19 protein-coding genes are annotated in these 21275 nt (G+C 47.5%); 7 read left to right on the top strand and 12 right to left on the bottom strand.

Translation table 11 applies throughout. From position 1 onward, the window contains the following. Positions 1-45: 45 nt before the first annotated feature. Positions 46-546, top strand: coding sequence for a glycine cleavage system protein R (locus SOHN41_RS06860; protein WP_007646979.1), 501 nt, complete (start codon positions 46-48; stop codon positions 544-546). A gap of 74 nt (positions 547-620) precedes the next feature. Here the strand turns inward: SOHN41_RS06860 and SOHN41_RS06855 are convergent, their stop codons facing one another. Both SOHN41_RS06855 and SOHN41_RS06850 read right to left on the bottom strand, forming a co-directional pair. Continuing rightward, on the bottom strand, positions 621-1508 hold the full coding sequence (locus SOHN41_RS06855; protein ID WP_007646977.1) for a DMT family transporter: 888 nt from the start codon (positions 1506-1508) through the stop codon (positions 621-623). A 96-nt stretch (positions 1509-1604) separates the two neighbouring features. After that, positions 1605-2765, bottom strand: coding sequence for an alpha/beta hydrolase (locus SOHN41_RS06850; RefSeq protein ID WP_007646975.1), 1161 nt, complete (start codon positions 2763-2765; stop codon positions 1605-1607). Between the two features lie 243 nt (positions 2766-3008). Between SOHN41_RS06850 and SOHN41_RS06845 the strand changes: the two genes are divergently transcribed. Further along, positions 3009-3833 (top strand): DUF2797 domain-containing protein, encoded by an 825-nt coding sequence (locus SOHN41_RS06845; protein WP_007646970.1) that lies wholly within the window; start codon positions 3009-3011, stop codon positions 3831-3833. A 198-nt stretch (positions 3834-4031) separates the two neighbouring features. On the opposite strand, the gene SOHN41_RS06840 is transcribed toward SOHN41_RS06845, so the two are convergent. Next, positions 4032-4430, bottom strand: a complete 399-nt coding sequence (locus tag SOHN41_RS06840; RefSeq protein ID WP_007646968.1) for a VOC family protein — start codon at positions 4428-4430, stop codon at positions 4032-4034. A 211-nt stretch (positions 4431-4641) separates the two neighbouring features. Further along, on the bottom strand, positions 4642-5247 hold the full coding sequence (locus SOHN41_RS06835) for a DUF4136 domain-containing protein (protein WP_007646959.1): 606 nt from the start codon (positions 5245-5247) through the stop codon (positions 4642-4644). Positions 5248-5570: 323 nt separating this feature from the next. Between SOHN41_RS06835 and SOHN41_RS06830 the strand changes: the two genes are divergently transcribed. From SOHN41_RS06830 to SOHN41_RS20350, 3 genes are all read left to right on the top strand, one after another. Beyond that, positions 5571-6164 (top strand): LysE family translocator, encoded by a 594-nt coding sequence (locus SOHN41_RS06830; RefSeq protein ID WP_007646958.1) that lies wholly within the window; start codon positions 5571-5573, stop codon positions 6162-6164. 27 nt (positions 6165-6191) lie between these two features. Then, positions 6192-6740: a DUF1415 domain-containing protein gene (locus SOHN41_RS06825; RefSeq protein ID WP_007646956.1), complete on the top strand. Its 549-nt coding sequence runs from the start codon at positions 6192-6194 to the stop codon at positions 6738-6740. Between the two features lie 73 nt (positions 6741-6813). Then, entirely contained in the window at positions 6814-6999 is a 186-nt protein-coding gene (locus SOHN41_RS20350) for a hypothetical protein (protein WP_007646954.1), read from the top strand. A gap of 425 nt (positions 7000-7424) precedes the next feature. On the opposite strand, the gene SOHN41_RS06815 is transcribed toward SOHN41_RS20350, so the two are convergent. From SOHN41_RS06815 to SOHN41_RS06805, 3 genes are all read right to left on the bottom strand, one after another. Then, positions 7425-9329 carry a methyl-accepting chemotaxis protein gene (locus tag SOHN41_RS06815; protein WP_007646950.1) on the bottom strand — a complete coding sequence of 635 codons (1905 nt, stop codon included), beginning with the start codon at positions 9327-9329 and terminating at the stop codon, positions 7425-7427. Positions 9330-9554: 225 nt separating this feature from the next. After that, positions 9555-10085, bottom strand: coding sequence for a DUF4303 domain-containing protein (locus tag SOHN41_RS06810; RefSeq protein WP_007646948.1), 531 nt, complete (start codon positions 10083-10085; stop codon positions 9555-9557). Between the two features lie 260 nt (positions 10086-10345). Then, positions 10346-10660 carry a hypothetical protein gene (locus tag SOHN41_RS06805; protein ID WP_007646947.1) on the bottom strand — a complete coding sequence of 105 codons (315 nt, stop codon included), beginning with the start codon at positions 10658-10660 and terminating at the stop codon, positions 10346-10348. 369 nt (positions 10661-11029) lie between these two features. Between SOHN41_RS06805 and SOHN41_RS06800 the strand changes: the two genes are divergently transcribed. Both SOHN41_RS06800 and SOHN41_RS06795 read left to right on the top strand, forming a co-directional pair. After that, the gene (locus SOHN41_RS06800) at positions 11030-12595 is read left to right on the top strand and encodes a S8 family serine peptidase (RefSeq protein WP_007646944.1); all 1566 of its coding nucleotides are present in this window, start codon (positions 11030-11032) and stop codon (positions 12593-12595) included. Positions 12596-13256: 661 nt separating this feature from the next. Then, positions 13257-14489 (top strand): serine hydrolase domain-containing protein, encoded by a 1233-nt coding sequence (locus SOHN41_RS06795; protein ID WP_007646942.1) that lies wholly within the window; start codon positions 13257-13259, stop codon positions 14487-14489. A gap of 222 nt (positions 14490-14711) precedes the next feature. On the opposite strand, the gene SOHN41_RS06790 is transcribed toward SOHN41_RS06795, so the two are convergent. The 5 genes from SOHN41_RS06790 to SOHN41_RS06770 form a co-directional block, all read right to left on the bottom strand. Next, a complete protein-coding gene (locus tag SOHN41_RS06790) occupies positions 14712-14978 on the bottom strand; it encodes a hypothetical protein (RefSeq protein WP_007646940.1) in 267 nt (88 codons plus the stop codon). 48 nt (positions 14979-15026) lie between these two features. Continuing rightward, positions 15027-16313, bottom strand: coding sequence for an acetyl-CoA hydrolase/transferase family protein (locus SOHN41_RS06785; protein WP_037458350.1), 1287 nt, complete (start codon positions 16311-16313; stop codon positions 15027-15029). A gap of 230 nt (positions 16314-16543) precedes the next feature. Continuing rightward, positions 16544-17623 carry an ACP S-malonyltransferase gene (locus SOHN41_RS06780; protein ID WP_007646932.1) on the bottom strand — a complete coding sequence of 360 codons (1080 nt, stop codon included), beginning with the start codon at positions 17621-17623 and terminating at the stop codon, positions 16544-16546. Beyond that, positions 17620-19932 (bottom strand): dehydrogenase E1 component subunit alpha/beta, encoded by a 2313-nt coding sequence (locus SOHN41_RS06775; protein ID WP_007646930.1) that lies wholly within the window; start codon positions 19930-19932, stop codon positions 17620-17622. The genes SOHN41_RS06780 and SOHN41_RS06775 overlap by 4 nt, the downstream gene beginning before the upstream one ends. A gap of 73 nt (positions 19933-20005) precedes the next feature. Beyond that, positions 20006-21181 carry an acyl-CoA dehydrogenase gene (locus SOHN41_RS06770; protein WP_007646928.1) on the bottom strand — a complete coding sequence of 392 codons (1176 nt, stop codon included), beginning with the start codon at positions 21179-21181 and terminating at the stop codon, positions 20006-20008. Between the last annotated feature and the right edge of the window lie 94 nt (positions 21182-21275).

Genomic DNA, 21275 nt, shown 5'->3' with positions numbered 1-21275 from the left:
TTTTAAAACAGGTGCCTTTTACAAAAAATATAGGAGTCATATCCCATGCTACGATACTTAATTACACTTCAAGCACCTGATAGAAAAGGATTAGTAGAACAAATTGCCCATGCGGTAAGTCGTCATGGAGGCAACTGGCTTGACTCTGAACTGCGCCATATCGACGGGATCTTTGCCGCCATTATATTACTCGAGATCCCCTCAATGCGGATGGATGAGTTGATTGAGGCCCTAGAATGCATAGACAATCTCAGTCTCACCTACGCTAAAACCTCCGTCGCCCAAAAACCCATTAAGCGCTTGACCTATAGTCTAGTCGCCTATGACAGGCCAGGACTCGTGCTCGATATTTCTAATAGGATCACGGCACTGGGGATCAATATTGAGCAATTTAGCAGCCAATTCGAAACCGCAGGTCACACGGGGATTGCCCTGTTTAGGGCGACTATCGGCCTTGGACTCACAGATCTCGCCCAAGAAGATCAACTGGTACAATCCCTCTATTCCCTCGGTGACGACTTAGTGTTGGATAAACTGAGTCGCTAAAAGCGCCACCTCACTAAAGTACAAGGCTGCAGCTAAAACGCCGCGAATAAAATCGTGGCGTTTTCAGTGGGACATTAACTGAGTTTTTCGAGCCTAGACTTGACTAAATACCGCAGCGGTACTTGGGATATCAACATGCCAAGCAACATCAAGGCACAGCCAAACAAGGCGCGGATCCCTAAACTTTCCCCTAAAAATAGAATGCCGCCTATGGCTGCAAATACGGTTTCCAAGCTGAGAATAATCGCCGCATGGGCAGGATGGGCATGCTTTTGCGCCAATACCTGCAGAGTATAGGCGATACCCACCGAAATCAGCCCCGCATAGGCAAGCGATCCCCAAGCCGCCAGTACGCCGTCGAGGGTCGTGACCTCAATCACCGCCGACACCATGAGGCTGAGTACACCACAAACCAAAAATTGCATCATCGCCAGCAACACCGGCGAAATGCGTTTGGCGAAATGATCTACCGCCAAAATATGCAGCGCCCAAAAGAGGGCTCCCACTAGCTGCAACGCATCACCATAACCTATGGTCATGCCCTCTTTCACACTTAAAAAGTACAATCCAAGTGCGGCAATGGTGCAGCCTACCCAGGTATTGGCGCCCGTAGCATGTTTAAGTGCCAGCCCCAATATCGGCACTAATACTATATATAGGCCGGTGATAAATCCGGCATTCGCCGCCGTGGTATACAGTAGGCCCACCTGTTGAAATGACGCCCCCGCAAACAGGAGTAAGCCCACAACACCACTGCCAATGGCAAACTCCTTTGGTGTACTCACATGGATTTTATGTTGCCTGTGTAAAAACCAGACTAATGGCACAAGGGAGAGCGTACCAATAAGAAAACGCAATCCATTGAAGGCAAAGGGCGATAAATGCTCCATCCCTAAGGTTTGGGCAACAAAGCCAAAGCCCCAAATGGCGGCGGCGAGCAGGAGTAAAAAATTGGCAGGCAAGATACAGTCTCTGTTGTTAAAAAGGATGACAAGATTACCCAGATGCCGGGCGCTTGTCCAAATATGTTGCGATACTGTTAGCTTTTAAGCCGCGCCCTACTGGCGAGTCTGCCGTTGTAAACTTTTGGCCTGGCTCAAGATTTCATTTAAAAACACTGAATCGGATTGTTTTGCCAGAAGCACCGCTTTATTGGAAGCTTCAATGGCTAATGTGGTTTTACCATCAAGATCATAGGCGGTTGCTAGGCTATCCCAGAGGACCTCAGACATCGGAAACACCCTTGTCCCCTCCTGCAAAATCTCCACGCCCCATGCCGTTTTTTGCTCATAGCTGGCCTTTAAGCCATAGACATTGTACTGCTGGGCAGAGAGCGGAAACTCGTAACCAAAGACCGCAGTTTGCCGGCGATAGAACTGTTTTAACTCCTTGAGTGGCATTACCGCGATTTCGGGCACCGCATTCCAGCTCGCAAACAGCGTCTTTAAAGCCTCAACATTGCCAATAAGCGGCGTACTGTCATGGGTTTCTTCGGGGAAACGTTTATCAAACCATTGCAGCATCTGGGCTGAACCATGCTTCACTGACTGACTTTCACCAAGTGTTTGTTGCAACTGGGTGATTTGGGCAGCGAAAGCACTGGCCATCTCGTTGGGTTCGCTGGCGATACTCAAAAACCAGCGCATAGGTTTTGTCCGTTTAGCGAAGGCTAACTTAGCGGACTCCCGGACGAGCCAATTATTGTCCCACCAAAGGCTTGGGCTGATTGATATCGCCGCATCGAATTGGCTATCTGGCGTCAGTGCCACATAGCTGCTAAACAGCCCTGCCATAGAGTGTCCCGACAAGATTTGATAATCGGCTGTGCGATATTTCTTACCCAAAATGCCGAGCAGTTCTGTTTCTAAAAACTGCCTATAGTGCTCTGCCCCACCACTTTTATCTTTGAACTTTTCCAATTGGGTCGGCGTAAACGACTTTAAGCGATTATTCGAACTAACACCCACAACTATCAGTTCTGGGATGATGGCATAGCTACTTAAAAAACCGACATTCGCAGCAATATGCTCAAATTGTGTCGAGCCATCTAAGACAACCAAAACGGGATAACGAAATTCGCTGGAGTGCCCATAGGTATCGGGGAGTTTGATTTGTAAGTTAATGTCATCATTCAATTTTTCAGAATGGATCTGCATCTTGTCCGTCTGCGCCATCACCTGCATCGACAAGCATAAAATCAGTCCTAGCACTATCCGCATCGTTAACCTCCGTCAATAATGGCAGCTAAGTTACTGGTTTTTATCAAGACACTCAAATCATTAACAGCTAACGCCACTAAATCCCCCTGGTTGCGCCCAAATGGCATTAAGACTCTCAATCGAGAATTCCTATCTAAATTCGACTGGATAATCTTGTATACTGCACATCAAGCAATGACGAATGCATAAGCTGCGCTGGGATGCCGACCAGACTCAGTGACACAATAAAAACTAGGAACACCTATGTTAGGAACGCTAAAAAAGCTGCGCGCACACTTAGATGAAGCGCAACAAGTACAGTATCAACTGGTGGTTGGTGATGAATTACTGCCACTGAATCCCTTGATTGGCAAGCCGTTAACCCTCATCCACACGGGTAACATCTTCTGCTGTAACTGCGGTAAAAAGACCAAGAAAAGCTATTCTCAAGGCCATTGCTTTGTGTGTATGCAAAAGCTCGCCAGCTGTGATATGTGCATTATGAAGCCCGAAACCTGTCACTTTGACCAAGGTACTTGCCGCGAGCCAGAGTGGGCGCAAAGCCATTGTTTTGTGCCGCATTATGTTTATCTATCGAATACCTCGGGTATCAAAGTCGGCATTACTCGCCACACTCAATTGCCAACCCGCTGGATAGATCAAGGCGCGACTCAAGGTTTACCGATTTTTAAAGTGGCCACACGACAAATATCGGGTTTAGTGGAAGTGGAATTAGCCAAGCTCGTCAACGACAAAACCCACTGGCAAGCGATGCTGAAGGGCCATGCGGATGATATCGACCTGCATGCCAAGGCGGCAGAGCTGATCCCACAAATTGAAGCCAAGCTACACGAAATCGGTATGCAAAAAGGCGATTACAGCATCGAACGATTACAGGAAGAGATCCAGGCCATCCATTATCCGATTGAGACATTCCCGAAAAAAATCACCTCACACAATTTTGATAAAGAAGCCGTTGTTAGCGGAGTTTTGCAGGGCATTAAAGGCCAATATTTACTCTTCGATACCGGCGTGATTAATATCCGTAAATTCACCGCCTATGAAGTGAGTGTGGCGTTAACTGATTAATACTTAGGTAGATTGAGGTTTACCAATAATCAACCGCACAAGGTTTTAGCCTACAGATACCCTTTAGCACGCCCTTAAAATCGACAAGACATGGTTGTATAAGACTGCTCACCACGGGCTCCATGTACAGTCAGCACGCGCCGCGTTGTTGCAAAGGCTTAGCCCAACGCACAAAGCAGCGCAGTGCTTGGCTTAGGACTAACCGACTTGCGCTTCCATATAGACGAGTTCCCAGATATGTCCATCTGGGTCTTCAAAACCATGGCCGTACATAAAACCTTGCTCCTTGGCTTCACGATAGGCTTTGCCGCCATGTTGCTCTGCGAGCTTAACGAGTTGGTCGACCCGTTGCTGGCTCTCGCAGTCAAGGCAGTTGAGCACCTCCGTCGTGGAATGGGCATCGGCAATCACCTTATCCGTAAAGCCAGAGAAGAAAGGCTTAGCCAGCAGCATCACAAAGATATTGTCCGCAATGACGACGCAGGCAGCCTGTTCATTGCTGTATTGCTCATTGATACCAAAACCAAGGCCTGAGTAGAAATAGCGTGAATCCTGAACGCTCTCTACTGACAGATTAATAAAGATACTTTGAGTCATAATAATTTCCCTTTAATAAGTACTAACAACACCAGAGGTGAAGTTTATGCCCTTGTTCGGCATCTATTATTGCAATACAGACAATAAATACCGAACACCAACGATACGACGATTTTGCTTGGGGTAAAACCCTCAAATCACTGGATCTATAAACTCTAAAATAATAAAGCGAGCATATTACTCGCTTTATTATTCAACGCGGATGACAGACTTATTGCACCGCTTGGGTCGCAGGCAAGGTTAACAGCATTTCCTCGACTAATTCATCAAATCTGACGTTAAGCTCATCCATATCTTTGATATTGGCAAAACCTTGGGCTAATACTCGCCACATCATTTCATAGGGTTGCCCAGTAACACCTAGGGGTCTAAAAAAACTGATAAGAATCGAACCTTTATCATATTTTTTAGTATTTACGCCCTCGGTTGATAAACCAGCAACGAGTCCTGCGGCGGCTAAAATCTGCTCATCCGTCATTTGAGTGCCCATGGCGACACCAAAGCCCACTTGAAAATCCGCTAATTGGGGATCTTCAACCCAACGATACCCCTTACTCAGCAGTGATTTTTTAAGCGTATTTTGCATGTGCTTCAATACGTCTTGTTGATCCAATCGACTATCAACAAAGATTTTTTGCAGCTGAGGATGCCAGCTGTAGGTCATGGCGGATGGCGGTAGCTGACTCAGATCGCCCGACATGACGATGGTGGTTCTCAGCTGCTGTGCATTGTCATCCATACTCACACAGGCCGTAAGGCTCAGTAGGCCACAAACAAGCAATACAAATTGACGGCAAACTTGCTGTAGTACACTCATACTCTGCTCCCTTACCTCTATTATTTTTGAAAACTTAAGGATAGTTGTTATTTCTAAGACCGAAAGTCAATATGCATCATAGTGTTAAATCCATTTATCCCGATACGATACCGCCTATACATATTTTGTTATTATTTTTACTTTATAAACTCACCATACCATATAGGCGTAGAACTCTTTAACCGCTAGAATGCCTCGCCTGCAATACCATCAGATCCGCTCAGGATAGGTGGATGGCTAAATTGCAGACAGCTAAATTGCAGACAAACTATCCCTTAAATCCCAGTGCCCCAAACGACAACTAAGAGGTGTGAGATCTTTCTATGGAGTTAATACTCGCTATCGCGCTGTTTGCCTTCTCATCGGGGATCACTCCAGGGCCGAACAATATAATGTTAATGACATCGGGCGTTAATTTTGGGGTTAAACGCAGTATTCCGCATTTGATGGGGATCAGCCTTGGCTTTCCTACCATGATCCTCGCCATAGGCTTAGGGTTAAGCGCACTGTTCCAAGCTTATCCTATCATTCATCAAGTCATTAAAGTCATTGGTATAGGTTACCTTTTGTATCTCTCTTGGCTGATTGCTAATAGCAGTAGCAAGATGGAAGGTAAAACCGTCGCTAAACCCTTTAGTTTTATTCAAGCGGCGGCCTTTCAGTGGGTCAATCCTAAGGGCTGGATCATGGCGGTGGGCGCGATTGCCACTTTTACCTCGGTACAACAGGAACTCACGCCGCAAGTTGTCACAATTGCCACTGTATTTTTATGTGTTGCCTTCCCCTGTGCCGTGGTTTGGCTTGGTTTTGGCGTGGCCCTTAAACGCATTTTGAAAAATGAGCGCCAACAGAAGATCTTTAATATCACTATGGCCGTCTTGCTTGTGGCGTCTATCATCCCTATGATCGCCCCCTAATTTTGGCCGTAAGAGTTAAGCACTAGCATGAATGAGATAGATCTGATCATTGAACAAACCGATAACTGGGTCAAAAAAGTGATCATGAAATACAATATTTGCCCCTTCGCCAGACGTGAGGTCGAGCGCGGCAGTATTCGCTATCTCGTGGTCGAACAAACCAAAGTCAAACTCGTGCTTAAGGCTTTGATCGAAGAATGCCAATATCTGGATGCGCACCCCGAAGCCGAAACCTCGCTGTTTATTCTGCCACGGGGTTTTGAGGGCTTTTATGCCTTCCTCGACCTTGTCGATCAGGCCAATGACGAGTTAATCGAGAACGACTACGAAGGTGTTTATCAACTCGCCACCTTTCATCCCGATTATTGCTTCGAGGATGAACCACAGGACTCGGCCGCCAATTTTACCAACCGCGCACCCTACCCAACCCTGCATATTATCCGCGAAGCTAGCATGGAGTTGGCCCTTGCTAACTACAACGATCCCGAATCGATCCCCGAGCGCAACATTAGCTTTTGCGAGCGTAAAGGCAGCGAGTTTTTTATTAAATTGCTGGCCGAATGTATGGGGAAATAACCTAATAGTGGCGGGCAACACATATACTGCGTAAAAATCAGCTGAATGTTTGCGACAAAGGAATGTAACCGCGATGGACTTAATAATTCCACCGGCATTAAAGCCGTTTTTAAGCACTGTGATTCCCGAACCACACCAACTCGATATAGGTTTCACCCTATTTGAATTTCCAAGATTTGAAGACCTAATCGATTTTCAAATGGGTTATCGCTGGCACGGTATCACCCAAGCCCAGGAGCTGGCTTGGGATGCCAATTGATTAGTGCTGGCAAGCTCCCATGGCGATCCCTTAATCTATCATTTACAGGACGGGCACATTCTTTTCGCTCGCCATAGAGCAGGCCGTTGGGAGCCCCGTCTCCTTTTTACCTATTTAGCCCAAATATTTCGCTGCTTTAATGCCTTAGCAACACTTATCACGCAAGCTGGCGATACCCTTTTCGATGATGACTATAATATCCAGCCAAACTATGTGGAGCTAATTAAAACGAAGATTGTTAATCATGTGGGGGCTTAAGCAAGGCAAGCAGATCATCGAGCAATTGGAGATCAGAGCCTACTAACATCAGTAGGCCGCAGTAACTTAAATGATATAAATTAACATATTAAGCACACCCTACCCGCAAACATACCTACGACATTTTTATCATAGTCGATAATGCTCATGAGTAAGATCTGTCAAACCTATAACTGAAAACGTCTTAGTAATCCTTTTAGCGTAACACCAAGGCTAGCAAGATCGTCGGCGGAACGCGCGGTTTCTGCCGCACCATCAGCGGTTTGTTCGGCAATATCCCTCACTCTCACAATGCTTTTATTAATATCTTCTGCCACAGCGCTTTGTTCTTCCGAGGCGGCGGCGATTTGATGTGTCATATCCTGAATACGGCTAACCGCATCGGCAATATCCACTAACATTTCACCCGCTTCGCGGGATAATGACACTGCGCCATCACTCAATGTGCGGCTTTTGGTCATCATCTGTACCGACTCCAGTGTCCCCTTTTGCAAATTAACAATCATATTTTCAATTTCTTCGGTAGAGGATTGTGTTCGACTCGCAAGGCTTCTCACCTCATCGGCCACCACCGCAAATCCCCGTCCCGCCTCACCTGCTCTTGCTGCTTCAATGGCCGCATTTAGCGCGAGTAAATTGGTCTGTTGTGCAACAGATTTGATCACATCAAGGACGGCACCAATACTGTTGCTTTCCGATTGTAAGTGCTCCATCGCATGTGCCGTGGTCGCTATTTCCTTGGCTAAAAGTTCGATTTGACTGACCGCTTCGATAACTTTTTTATTACCTATCGCAGTGGTGTGATCCGCCTCTTTAGCCGCTAGCGCAACATTTTCAGCACTGGCAGACACCTCTTGTACAGTCGCCGCCATTTCATTAATCGCGGTGGCAACTTGATCGGTTTCACTTCGCTGATTTTGCATACCCGCACTATTTTGTTCAGTGACCGTAGAAAGCACCTCCGCCGATGAAGCCAACTGCACCACGCTATCACCTATTTGTGTCAACACTTGCTTAAGGGTGCTATTCATTTCACCCATGGCACGCAATAGTTCTCCCATCTCGTCCTGACGCTCTGAGTGGATAGTGCTACTTAAATCACCTGCGGCAATTTTTCTCGCCGTCAGAAGGGTTTGTTTAAGTGGCCCAACAATTTGTCCACTGATTAACCAAGCAAGTAAGGGGCCGACAACCAAGGCGACAATTAACGCACCGAGTACCACCGCCTTTGCTTGAGCATCGGCTTCTGCCCGTCGATGCTTTTGGATGTCAACTAATTCACGAATATTCACCATCAATGTTTGCGCAGCGCCGCCCATTGACTGTGTTAGTTTATCCATATCACGGTTAACATTGACCAAAGCATCAATATCATGGTCGTAACGGTCCAATATCTGTATGGCTTGTGCGGTATCCTCCCCCTTTAATATGGCAATAGTCTGTGACAATCTGGCAATGGCATCTTTTGCCGTTTTTAAATTAAGATCACTAGAATCATAGACATAGCCTCGGATGTAATAACGTAACATGGTCATTTGCTGGCTAACACTCAAGGCATCTTTTAATAATTCAGTGTTTTGCGTCGCTTGGGCCCTGCTGGTCATTCTATCGACCAGCTCCGCATAGGTGGCAACCAACTTGGCCCCCACTTGAGCCCCCGTGACTTTCAATTCCTGTTTATGTTTAAACACATCACTAAACTGATTTATCGATTGATGATACCGCTCCATCGCCACCAACGATTCTTGAAGATACTGCCGATCGTGGGCATCGCTAGACTCTGACAATTGTTGCTGTAAACCACTTTTTGTATTTTCAATTAAGCTCTGGAGTTCACCCAATTTTGTTAAATCGCCACTTGCGATAAATTCTAATCGTGTGGCCTTGGCCGCAAGCAATGTTTTATCGACATTGGCAATAAACTCCAACCGACTACCGCTGATATCGATTGAGGTAAGTCCCCTGTATCCAGCCGCTGCCACAATAAATATCAGCAATAACAAGATCCCAAAACCAAGTCTTAACTTATTGGTTACCGTCATGTTTCCTAGCAGGCGGCGCAGACCTTCCATTTTAATACCCCATCTCAAATTTAAAAATAAATAAACAAATCCAGTGCAATTGTAATAATTTTTCCATGGCCGTTTATTGACCTAGTTAACCAATCTATAAAATACATTATATGTATAACATTTAAATCAAGGGTGTATTGTGGAAGTCAGAAGAAAGAGAAAGCGTGGCAAGTAACTGCATTCGATTTGCAATGTGCAGAATACAAATTAAAACAATAAATTAGGTTACAACAAGACTGATGGCGACAAAATATCCGACACATCTTGATCATGGTCGATACTAAAGGCCATAAAGTCATCGGTCTTAGGGATCGTTCGATAAACTTCGGTCTGGGTAAACTGCAATAGGCTCTGGGCAAATATCGAGCGTATTTGCCGCACTATGCCTTCCCGCTCGCTAAAATCATCCTCGGATAAGCGCTCATAAATTGTCTGCAACTCGTCCTCTGAAAGCACATAAAGCGTACTAACACATTGATACGCCCAGTCACCCGTATTGAACTTAAGCTCTTGGATGGCCTCAGGGCTTTGGTATGATGCCGCCCATTCCCCCGACTGGTAATAGGCTAAGCAGCGCTGGAAATCCGATTCGGTGTTAAAACAAAGATTTAATTCAGCGTATTCGGCATGGGTGTCGAAGGCAAAGGCATAAAAGGTTTTATCTAGATGACTAAATAAAAACCGCTCAACTTCAACGTTTGTAAACCGTATTATCTCAGCTTTGATCCGTGCAACAAGCGCGTTATCTAATAGCATAGAGATTTTCTACCTACACAATATACGTCGTATCACTGACCTTAAGTCGACCTTATCCAACTCGAAGCTTGTTTCACATTTTTACGGTTCACGCATGGAAATTAAGCCACATTAAAGGATTTGTGCGCGCCATTTCTCATTAGCATAGCGACGATTCTTATAGCTATCGATACGCCATTCATCGGCTTTTTAGGACGATAAACAGATACTCATCTTCGAAGTTGCTGCTGGTTTTGATATAGATTTCGGCTCTGTATTTTTTAAGCTGACTTGCAGCTCAAGGGGATGGTCGCAGCCATTAAACGTTGAAGGAGAGCCCAAGGCGTTGCGAACTTTACCGCCGTAAACACGGGGTTTATCGGTACAAAACTCGTCAAATAATGGGGAAATTTGTTCAGTAAACAGTGCAAACCAATCGGTTCGCTTTGCATAGTGGAACTTACGGGTAATGCCTTGCTTAAGGTTTCTTCCTCTACCCGATGTTTGGCATAACGATTATTTTCGATGCCATTCCAACTTGTGCAGAAAGATAACACACGCTGTGTTAAATACGCTTTTAATTCAATGTTATTCATGTCGATTATCTTGTTCTATCCTAGGGATACTTGCGGTCGACACTATTATCAAACTGCCTGTTCGTCACAAGCCTTGTGCTCGAGAGACTACTTAAAAAAACATAAATAGAATTCATTAACTTAGAGTCATTTATCCAGAGCATTCTCCTCGGCATTTCTTTGCTTTTTTCTCCCCTATTATTGTCACCCTTTGTTTACAGCTAAAAATGCATACAAATTGCTACAAGTGTTATTTATTTGTTAAAAACATTTCCATGTGTTAGGTTGCAATTTCCTAAGTAGCCAGACTTTAGTCGTAGCATAGGAATGCAGTTAGATATTCCATGCAGCTTAGGACTTACAACTTTGATAACAAATGGAGCAAGAACAATGAGATTAACCAAAATTGCCAGTGCCATCATCGCCTTATCTGTTGGCGTTATCGCCCAAGCACAAGCCGATGACAATCGTTACGTCATTCAAGTCGAAGCGGGACACAAGGGTGTCGTTAAGGCTCTCGCTAAAAAATTAGGCGGCGAAATCAAACTCGAAGGTGATGAGTTTATTGCGGCGACTTTTGCAGGGAAAGACCTCGCGCAAGTAAAAGGGCTACTCAATAACCCACACATTACTCTGATTGAAGAAGACGTACGTCGTCAGCCAATGGCGCTATATAACGACGATGCTGGCAACCCAATGACCCAGCAAGTCACACCGTATGCTGTATATCAATCCCATGCAAATCAAGTGACTTTTAACCCGAACGCGGGCATTAAGGTCTGTATTATTGACTCAGGTTTAGACAACTCAAACCCAGATTTTAACTGGAACAACATCACAGGTGATAACGATCCTGGCACGGGTAATTGGTTCCAAAATGGCGGCCCACATGGCACTCACGTTGCTGGCACCATTGGCGCGGCAGACAACAATATTGGTGTTGTCGGTATGGCACCTGGCGTACCTATGCACATTGTTAAAGTATTCAATGCATCGGGTTGGGGTTATTCATCTGACTTAGCCTATGCGGCTAACAAATGTAGCAATGCAGGCGCGAACATTATTAGCATGAGCTTAGGTGGCGGCGCAGCAAACAATACCGAAAAGAACGCCTTTGATGCCTTTACCGCCGCAGGTGGCTTAGTGGTTGCTGCTGCGGGTAACGACGGCAACTCTGTACGCTCATATCCCGCCGGTTACCCATCGGTGATGATGATCGGCGCCAACGATGCTAACAATAACATTGCCGATTTCTCTCAATACCCAAGCTGCTTGAGCGGCCGTGGTAAAAGAGCCGTCAATGACGATGGTATCTGTGTTGAAGTCACCGCTGGTGGTGTTGATACCCTCTCAACCTACCCAGCAGGTATGGCAACGGCATCAACCGTGAGCGTCGATGGTGCAACAGTTGCCTCGTCTGCGATGGAAAACCCAGGTTCTGCATCGGGTAGCACCTATTTTATGGGTACTGCAGAAGCGGTTGACTCTGGTGCCAACGGTAAAGTGTGCATAATCGATCGCGGTGTGATTTCCTTCCACGATAAAGTGCTTAACTGCGAAAACTCAGGCGGTGTTGGCGCGATCCTTATCAATAACGTCGCTGGCATGTTGTACGGCACTCTGGGTGATACTAATGCGACCTCTATCCCTGCTGTGGGTGCGGCATTAGAAGACAGAGCAACCTTGCTTGCGGCGCAGAATGCCACAGTCTCTATCGATTCAGTTGATTATGGCTTTATGAGTGGAACATCAATGGCAACACCAGCGGTATCAGGTATGGCGGCACTGGTATGGTCTAACCATTCACAATGTACAGGTACCCAAATTCGTAACGCGCTAAAAGCGACCGCAATGGATGCTGGTACCGCAGGCAAAGATAACTACTTTGGTTACGGTATCGTCAACGCGAAAGCGGCCGATACTTACCTCACCACCTATGGCTGTTCAGGTAACTAATCACCTGAAGAGCATAACGGCCATGTTCTAGTAGCAAAAACCAGCACTCGTGCTGGTTTTTTTATGCTGGAATAAACTGGTCACTTTGGTCTTTATCAATTAAGCACTCCCATTCCAGTGAGCGCTTAATTCAGTCAACCATGTTGTTTCTCTGTTAAGTATTTAGATCAAAGAGATGCCCAAGCCCCCAGCAGACCCAATATTACAAAAGATATCCTGACTATTTTTTGTTTTAGCCGTCATTCCGCCATGTTCTTGAGGGGGAATCCAGCTTGTAAATAACAGAAGTTGGCAGTCCAGAGAAGGTAACTATCAATACAGCCGTATTCTTGCTTCCATTTGGGCTTAGAAGATGTTGCTGTCTCCGCTCTTTTTCATTAAATGAGTCTATATAGTCTCTCCGCATTAAATAAAAGCAGCTGTATCATCCGCTATGATAAGTGACTGGATATCGATTAATAACCGAACAATTTACTCATTTGTTACTACTCCGATATTGCAACTTTAACCACAGTCCAATATGTTCTGTTCATCACACAGTTACGCAACAAATTTACCCGAAGTACTGCTCCACATTAATCACTCCGCCTGTTTTGACAGATGAACACCTGACCCCTGTTTCAGCAAGGATTTTTAACATTTGATAAAGGACTAAAATCACATGCTCAATACGCAAAATCCACTACGTAAAGCGTTGGCTTTATTGGTCTTCGGCTGTTGTTATACAGGCGCAGTATCAGCCGCGACTGCCACTCAAGATGCTGCGATGCTGAATGATAGTATTAGCCGTGTAGAACATGGGCTTTCCACCTTAGTGATTGCCAAAGGCACCTCAGCACAAAAAATGAACCTTGCCGATCGGATGCACTATTATCGGGTTCCTGCGGTCAGTATTGCGGTCGTCAATAATGGCCGCATTGAATGGGCTCGGGCTTATGGCGTCAATATTGCGGGAAAAGATGGTGCAGAGGGTGCACAACACACGACACCAACAACATTATTTCAGGCCGCGTCCATCAGTAAATCCCTCACCGCACTGGCAGCATTGCATCTGGTTGAACAAGGAAAACTGCAACTGGATGGCGATATCAATAACCAATTGCACAGCTGGAAGCTACCTGACAATGAATTAACCAAAGAGCACAAGGTCAGCCTGCGACAATTGCTTAACCACAGTGGCGGCATCAATGTTCATGGCTTTCATGGTTATGCCGATGGTCAACCGCTGCCCGACTTACTGGCGGTGCTAAACGGTGATGCACCGTCAAATACCGATGCGATTCGGGTTGAAGCCGTACCAGGCACCCAATGGAGCTATTCTGGTGGTGGTTACACTATCGCCCAATTGATGATGATTGAGGCTAGCAAACAGGATTTTCCGCAATTGCTGCAACAAACCCTCTTTTCTCCTTTAGATATGCGGCACAGTTTCTTCGCACAAACCTTACCAGCCGAGGCGCGAAGCAATGCCGCTGCTGGACATGATGAAAATGGCACTGCAATTGCGGGTCTGTGGCATCAACACCCCGAGCTGGCGGCGGCAGGTCTGTGGACGACGGCGACGGATTTAGCCAACGTCATCATTGAAGTGCAAAAATCGGAGGCGGGAACGTCCAATAAAATACTCTCAACGGATATGACCAAAACCATGTTAACCCGAGTATTGGGTGAAACCGGCCTTGGCTTTTTTGTTGAACAACTGCCAGACCGGATTAGCTTTAGCCATAGTGGCGGCAATGACGGCTTCCGCAGCCAATTATATGGTTATACCCAAACCGGACAGGGAGCCGTTGTGCTGACCAACGGCGATAATGGTGCCGCCTTAATAAAGGAAATTCTGGCCAGTATTTCAGCCGAATATGGCTGGCCAGAATTTAAAGTGACAGAAAAGTAAGCGACTTAAAATGAGGCATTAAATAAGAGCGCATTGAATAAAAAGACGGGACAGAATAGGCGAGACTGGCATAACTTTTATTCCTCCGCAATAACAGCGGACAGCCATAACGCCTTAGCCGAAATTAACCACAGTAGCCTGACACAGAATATTGAAGGTCTTCTGAGAAACGCCAGATTTTCCATGTCGAGCAAGCATTGCGATTACGAATATAGTGTTGACTTATTCATCTTCCCAAGGCAGTTCTGGCAATTTATCCAAGTTGTCATTGTAACGTTGAGGATTAAATTCCTCTTCGTTTTTAAGTACACCAAATATTTCAATAGATAAGGCAAAGGCGATATATTTTATTGATTCCTTTCGACTTATACCCAACGATTTTAGTCGCTTTAACGTTTGCTTTACCTTAGGTGGATCGTTGTTTTTTATTTGCTGTTCTACGGCGTCTAAGATGGCTTTTCCTGTTACTGAAGGTTCTGCTTGATTCATAGTGTTGGCTTCTCCAAGGCTTTAAGAACGACTTAAAAGTTCTAAAAACTACACCCTTAATCCCCATACCTCAAACGTATCGCGGCTCAGTTGTTCCCTAAAATCGGGATGGGCGATGGCGATCAGCGCTTGTGCCCGTTCGCGCAGTGAACGGCCGCGGAGATTGGCGGCGCCGTATTCGGTCACTATGTAATGCACATGGGCCCGAGTGGTGACCACACCCGCACCGGGGGATAACACAGTGGCGATACGGGAAATAGTGCCATTCGCCGCGGTGCTTGGCAGGGCAATCACAGAGCGGCCGCCTTCGGATAAACAAGCGCCGCGGATGAAATCCATCTGACCACCGACACCGGAATAGACTTTAGTGCCAATGGAGTCGGCGCACACTTGGCCGGAGATATCCACCTGTAACGCCGAGTTAATCGCCATCACATTGGGATTTTTTCGGATAATAGACGTGTCGTTCACTTGCTCTATGTCCATAAAAATCACCCCAGGATTATCGTCAACATAGTCGTATAATTTCTGACTACCAAGGGCAAAACCTGTCACTAACTTACCGGGATAAAAACGCTTCTTACTGTTGTTAATCACATCCCTTTCAACCAGTTGCAATATACCGTCAGAAAATAGCTCAGTATGAACGCCTAAATCCCTATGCTCGGTTAAGCAAGATAATACCGCATCGGGAATGGCACCAATCCCCATCTGCAAACAATCGCCGTCGCGCACCAACTGGGCGACATTTTTGCCAATTGCCAGACTCACGGCATCGCCCGTACCGAAGGAATGGATAGGTAAAGCCGCACTTTCTTCATACACGGCGGCAAAACGGTCGATATGGATAAACCCATCACCGTGGGTGCGCGGCATTTGTGGATTGATATGGGCGATGATCTTGCCCGCCACTTGGCAGGCGGCGAGTGTCGCCTCGACCGAAATCCCGAGCGAACACATACCGTGCTTATCCGGCGGTGAGACTTGAATAATCGCAGTATCAATTTTTTGCTCACCGGAGCGGAACAGCTTAGGAACCTCAGATAGGAAAATTGGCACATAATCCGCATCACCACTTTGCAGTAAGGCCCGCGTCGGTACACCACCAAAAAAGCAACGATGGCGTAAATGTCCCTTTAAATTTGGATGACTTAAGGATTCAGCCCCTTCGGTATGCAATTGTAATAACGTGAGATTATCCTTAGTGAGCGCGTGCTTGGCCAACGCATCGAGTAACACTCGCGGGGTTGCCCCCATGGAATGGGTCCACAGCGTCTCGCCACTTTGAATTAACGCAACCACATCGAGCGCACTGTTATATATGATTGGGGGCATACTGAATTTCCTGGGATAACCGACCTTGGCAGTATAGGGTAAATGCTGATTAAGCATCATTTCTTTCAACATCTTACCCAAAGCGCTTACCTTTAACCTTGCGTTACATCAAAGGGGAGCCTCGCAAGCCATAGTGGGCCTTAGACTAATGCTAAATAGCTTAAGTTAACAGGATTAGGCAAAGATAGGGATAGACCACATCCCTATCCATAGACACTTGCACTGATACCTTAATCCACTAGTGCCATTGGCCTTTGCTGCTCATTGCCCATGGCGATTAACCTAGGTTCGCTGCCTTGGGCGGCACTAAAGTCGGCCTTTGTCTGCCAGCCAAAACCATTAATGGCGATCAGTGATTGCGCCACCGGGCCACCTAAGGTATTGCCAGGCCCGAGTACGATCACTTTATCGGGGGCAAATTCTTTTATTGCCACGGCAACTGCCTTAGAAAAATCATAGGGTTCAACAACTTGTTCACCTAATGTGTACTCTCTCAGGGCCGCTGTGTGGGTACTGTACTGGGTCCAAATTTGGCCTCGGCCGTCCACCAGCGGGATCTTAGGCGTTTGAAACAGGCTCAAGGGCAGCTGGGCAAAGCCCTTTTCCGAGACGTCATGCAACAAGGGCGAGTGGAATGCGCCGTGATTATATAAACGCATAGGGTAGCGATCATCGAGCTGGGGCAGTTGCTCCTCGGCAAGTTTAAGCCCAGCCTCATTACCCGCGAGCACGCGATAACCGCCAAGGAAGATAGAGGTAAACAGCTCACAGCCCTCATGGCGGTTAACATCCGCAATCACCTTATCGAGAAGTGCAGTTTTAGTCGCATCTCGGCGCCATTGTTCATCCATTTCAGGGTAAATCAATTGGCCGCCAATCAACCCCTCGGACATCATGGAGCCCATAGTGTTGATCACCCCAATGGCAGCCTCGGGTGCCAATGCCCCCGACAATGCCAAGGCGATATACCAACCCATGGAATTTCCCGTCACTGCGACTATCTCAAACTGCTCGGTGTCTATATCCATAAAGTCCGCCATGGCACAGGCGTAGATCAGGGCCGAGGCATTTTCCCCTGGCGTGTGCAGTTTGAATGAATACTTGGTTTCGGCATCTAAGGCGGCAATGCCCACTTGGCCCCTTACGGTACGATATGCATCAATATCGGCAATAAACTCTGATTTATCAGGATGAAAACGAGCCAGATAACCGAGTTCTTCCTTGTTGTAGCAGCCGCGTCCCGGCGCGATAACCACGACACGTTGCTTAGGCTTAGCGCCGTTGTTGCTGTCTATCGATATGGCACTCATGGCTGTACCTCCCTCTCAATTAACCCCTCCCTTTCCATCAAAGGAGCCATATTCGATGCCCTCTTAAATGCGGTTTGCCCCTGTGGCCTGACTAAGGCTAACGCAGCACTGACTATCCCCTCGACACTCGGCAGCGGCAACGTCGCGGCATCCGCCAGCGGAATAAAACAATCTTCGGCGTTTAAGCGCAGGATAGGCGGGCAATGGGCACCTAAATGCTCGTGTAAGCTAGTGTAGATGGCCTCACTCACCGAGCCGCTGCGACGGCATTCGTCGACAATCAGGATGTGTTCACATTGGCCCGCCGCACTGGCGATGGCCTGTTCATTGAGGGGTACCAGATAACGTAAATCGAGGACAGTGCAGTCGATACCCTGCTCGCTTAAGCGTTTTTCAGCCTGCCGACTGAGGTAATAACCATTGCCATAACTGATGATACACAGGCGCTTACCTTGACCATATTGGCCTATTTCCCCGAAGGGCAACCTTGGTGCCTGATGCTGATGCTGGTATTCGGCGCTCCACAAATTATCGCCCGCCTGATGTAAGTCTCGGGTCATATAAAGTGCGATGGGTTCTAAGAAAATCACCACCCGCTGCTCCTCTTGGGCTAAGCGCACGCATTCCCTAAGCATACCCATAGCATCTTGCCCATTGGACGGACAGGCTAAGATCAGCCCAGGAATATCCCTAAACACAGTAAAAGAGTTGTCATTGTGGAAATGCCCACCAAACCCTTTCTGATACCCTAGGCCCGCAATACGGATCACCATAGGATTGGTAAATTGGCCATTAGAGAAGAAAGAAAGCGTCGCCGCCTCTCCGCGAATTTGATCTTCGGCGTTATGGACATAGGCCAAAAACTGGATCTCGGGGATAGGCAAGATACCATTGTGCGCCATGCCGATGGCGAGCCCGAGGATCGACGTTTCATCCAGCAGAGTGTTAATCACCCTATTGGGCCCAAACCGTTCCACTAAACGGGATGTCACATGGTACACCCCGCCTTTCTTGCCCACATCCTCACCACAGATAACGATATTGGACTGGTGCGCCATCAACTCGGTTAAGGTTAAATTGATAAGCTTACCCATATGCACAGGCTTACCTAGGGATAATTTATCGGCGATAAACAGCGATTCCAGTGCTTGGGGGGAAAGTTCAGCCCCCACACTCTCTGTATTCAAGAACGCCGACTCGCGTTTAGCTGGCACTATGGATGCCATGGCCGCGGTGACTGTCGTCAACTTAGGCCGAGTCACAGCGACGGCGGCAATGGCGGCAATCCTCGCCTTTAATTCGTCGTACAGCGCAACGATTTGTGTCGGCGTCATCAATCCCGCGCGAATAATTTGCTCGGCACTGACCAACAAAGGATCTTGGGCCTCATTATCGAGTATTTGCTGTTTCTTCATATAGGCGATTTCGGCATCACTGCCGGCGTGGCCCATTAAACGCACGGTGCGAACATGCAAAAATACAGGCTTACGTTTACTGCGCGCATAGTCGGCGGCCTGCCGACTGACACGGTAACAATCCAGCAGATCGCGGCCATCACAGTAAAAATATTGAATGCCGGGGCGTTGGCTAAAATTCGCCGCTATCCAGCCCTTAGGCGTGGGGGTTGAGATCCCTATTCCATTGTCTTCACAGACAAACATCAACGGCAGCGGCACCTGTTGATAGGCGGCCCAGCCCGCCGCATTGATGGCCGTCTGCGCGCTAGCATGATTGGCCGACGCATCACCAAAGTTGCACATGACTATGGCATCCTTGGGCAAATTAGCCGGTAAATTAAGCCGCTCGGTCAGCGGAATACTCAATGCAGCCCCAACGGCCTTGGGTAGATGGGAGGCTATGGTCGAGGTTTGCGGCGGGATCATTAAACTCTTACTGCCCAGCACTTTATGGCGACCACCCGAAATCGGATCTTCACTGGAGGCGGCGAAGGATAACAACATATCCCAGAGCTGCGTCTCCCCCGGCACATGGCGCCCCCGCTCGAGCATAAATGCCGCACTGCGGTAGTGCAGAAACGCCATATCTGTGGGACGCAGCGCCATCCCATAGGCGGCATTACCCTCGTGGCCCGAGCTACCTATAGTATAAAAACCTTGGTTGCGGGCACGCATACGGCGGGACTCTAGATCCAATAACCGACTCTTAAGCTGAGATTCAAACATGCCTAAAAAGTCGGCATCGCTCAGGCCCAATTGCCTATGATCCCAACCCTGACCCAGGGGTTGAAACTCTTCCTTTAGCACTCGTTCGACAAATTGTCTGTCGAGGGCAATCGCTCTGTCTTCCATTATTCACCACCAAATTGACCGTTTTAAGGGGCTGACACAGACTGATACCAACAGGAGGCTAACGCCTTAGCGGCTAGCCAAACGCCTGGATGCCCGTCTGGGCGCGACCTAAAATCAGTGCGTGAATATCATGGGTGCCTTCGTAGGTATTGACCGCCTCAAGATTCATCACATGGCGGATCACATGGAACTCATCACTTATGCCGTTGCCGCCGTGCATATCACGGGCAAGGCGGGCGATATCCAATGCCTTACCGCAGGAATTGCGTTTGATAAGCGAAATAGCCTCCACGGGCAAACTGTCAGCATCCATCAGACGTCCCGCCTGCAGACAGGTAAATAGCCCTAGGGTGATCTCGGTTTGCATATCCGCCAATTTCTTTTGGATCAACTGATTAGCAGCAAGAGGACGATTAAATTGGATGCGATCTAAGCTATATTGACGAGCCCTATGCCAGCAAAATTCCGCCGCACCTAACGCGCCCCATGCGATGCCGTAGCGGGCCTTATTTAAGCAACCGAAGGGGCCTTTCAAGCCCTCAACATTGGGCAATAGGGCCTCTTCACCCACTTCGACGTTATCCATCACGATTTCCCCCGTGATAGACGCCCGCAGTGAAAACTTACCCTCAATCTTAGGGGCGCTTAGGCCTTTCATGCCCTTTTCAAGCACAAATCCACGGATGACGCCATCGAGTTTTGCCCACACCACAAACACATCGGCGATAGGCGAGTTAGTGATCCACATTTTGGCCCCCGAGATCCGGTAACCGCCATCGATGCGTTCCGCGCGGGTTCTCATGCCACCGGGATCTGAGCCGACATCGGGCTCAGTTAAACCAAAACAGCCCACCCATTCACCCTTGGCCAATTTAGGTAAATATTTGCGCCGCTGCGCCTCGCTGCCATAGGCATAAATAGGGTGCATAACGAGGGATGATTGCACACTCATGGCGCTACGATATCCGCTATCGACTCGCTCAATTTCCCGCGCGACTAAGCCGTAACTCACATAGTTGCTATTGGCGCAACCATACTCTTCGGGCAAAGTAGCCCCGAGCAAGCCTAACTCCCCGAGTTCATTCATGATCTCACGGTCAAAATGCTCATTACGGTTTGCCATTAACACTCGACTCATCAACTTTTCCTGGGCATATTCATGCACCATGTCGCGGATCATCCGCTCTTCTTCGGTCAATAGGGAGTTAAATTGCAATGGGTCTTGCCAGTCAAAGTTAACACGGGCCATAGGTCGATTCCTTTCCAGAGGATGAGGGTAATAAGGTACGCATGGGCGGTACCGCTTGCTAATTTACCTAGCATAGGCATAATTTTGACCTAGG

The organism is Shewanella sp. HN-41 (assembly GCF_000217915.1).
Lineage (GTDB): Bacteria > Pseudomonadota > Gammaproteobacteria > Enterobacterales > Shewanellaceae > Shewanella.
This window is presented reverse-complemented; position numbering and strand designations above follow the sequence as displayed.

Bases quoted from the DNA above. Each gene is read 5' to 3' on its own strand.
- SOHN41_RS06860 (WP_007646979.1), top strand. From the start codon at position 46: ATGCTACGATACTTAATTACACTTCAAGCACCTGATAGAAAAGGATTA.
- SOHN41_RS06850 (WP_007646975.1), bottom strand. From the start codon at position 2,765: ATGCGGATAGTGCTAGGACTGATTTTATGCTTGTCGATGCAGGTGATG.
- SOHN41_RS06845 (WP_007646970.1), top strand. From the start codon at position 3,009: ATGTTAGGAACGCTAAAAAAGCTGCGCGCACACTTAGATGAAGCGCAA.
- SOHN41_RS06840 (WP_007646968.1), bottom strand. From the start codon at position 4,430: ATGACTCAAAGTATCTTTATTAATCTGTCAGTAGAGAGCGTTCAGGAT.
- SOHN41_RS06835 (WP_007646959.1), bottom strand. From the start codon at position 5,247: ATGAGTGTACTACAGCAAGTTTGCCGTCAATTTGTATTGCTTGTTTGT.
- SOHN41_RS06830 (WP_007646958.1), top strand. From the start codon at position 5,571: ATGGAGTTAATACTCGCTATCGCGCTGTTTGCCTTCTCATCGGGGATC.
- SOHN41_RS06825 (WP_007646956.1), top strand. From the start codon at position 6,192: ATGAATGAGATAGATCTGATCATTGAACAAACCGATAACTGGGTCAAA.
- SOHN41_RS20350 (WP_007646954.1), top strand. From the start codon at position 6,814: ATGGACTTAATAATTCCACCGGCATTAAAGCCGTTTTTAAGCACTGTG.
- SOHN41_RS06815 (WP_007646950.1), bottom strand. From the start codon at position 9,329: ATGGAAGGTCTGCGCCGCCTGCTAGGAAACATGACGGTAACCAATAAG.
- SOHN41_RS06810 (WP_007646948.1), bottom strand. From the start codon at position 10,085: ATGCTATTAGATAACGCGCTTGTTGCACGGATCAAAGCTGAGATAATA.
- SOHN41_RS06805 (WP_007646947.1), bottom strand. From the start codon at position 10,660: ATGAATAACATTGAATTAAAAGCGTATTTAACACAGCGTGTGTTATCT.
- SOHN41_RS06800 (WP_007646944.1), top strand. From the start codon at position 11,030: ATGAGATTAACCAAAATTGCCAGTGCCATCATCGCCTTATCTGTTGGC.
- SOHN41_RS06795 (WP_007646942.1), top strand. From the start codon at position 13,257: ATGCTCAATACGCAAAATCCACTACGTAAAGCGTTGGCTTTATTGGTC.
- SOHN41_RS06790 (WP_007646940.1), bottom strand. From the start codon at position 14,978: ATGAATCAAGCAGAACCTTCAGTAACAGGAAAAGCCATCTTAGACGCC.
- SOHN41_RS06785 (WP_037458350.1), bottom strand. From the start codon at position 16,313: ATGCCCCCAATCATATATAACAGTGCGCTCGATGTGGTTGCGTTAATT.
- SOHN41_RS06780 (WP_007646932.1), bottom strand. From the start codon at position 17,623: ATGAGTGCCATATCGATAGACAGCAACAACGGCGCTAAGCCTAAGCAA.
- SOHN41_RS06775 (WP_007646930.1), bottom strand. From the start codon at position 19,932: ATGGAAGACAGAGCGATTGCCCTCGACAGACAATTTGTCGAACGAGTG.
- SOHN41_RS06770 (WP_007646928.1), bottom strand. From the start codon at position 21,181: ATGGCCCGTGTTAACTTTGACTGGCAAGACCCATTGCAATTTAACTCC.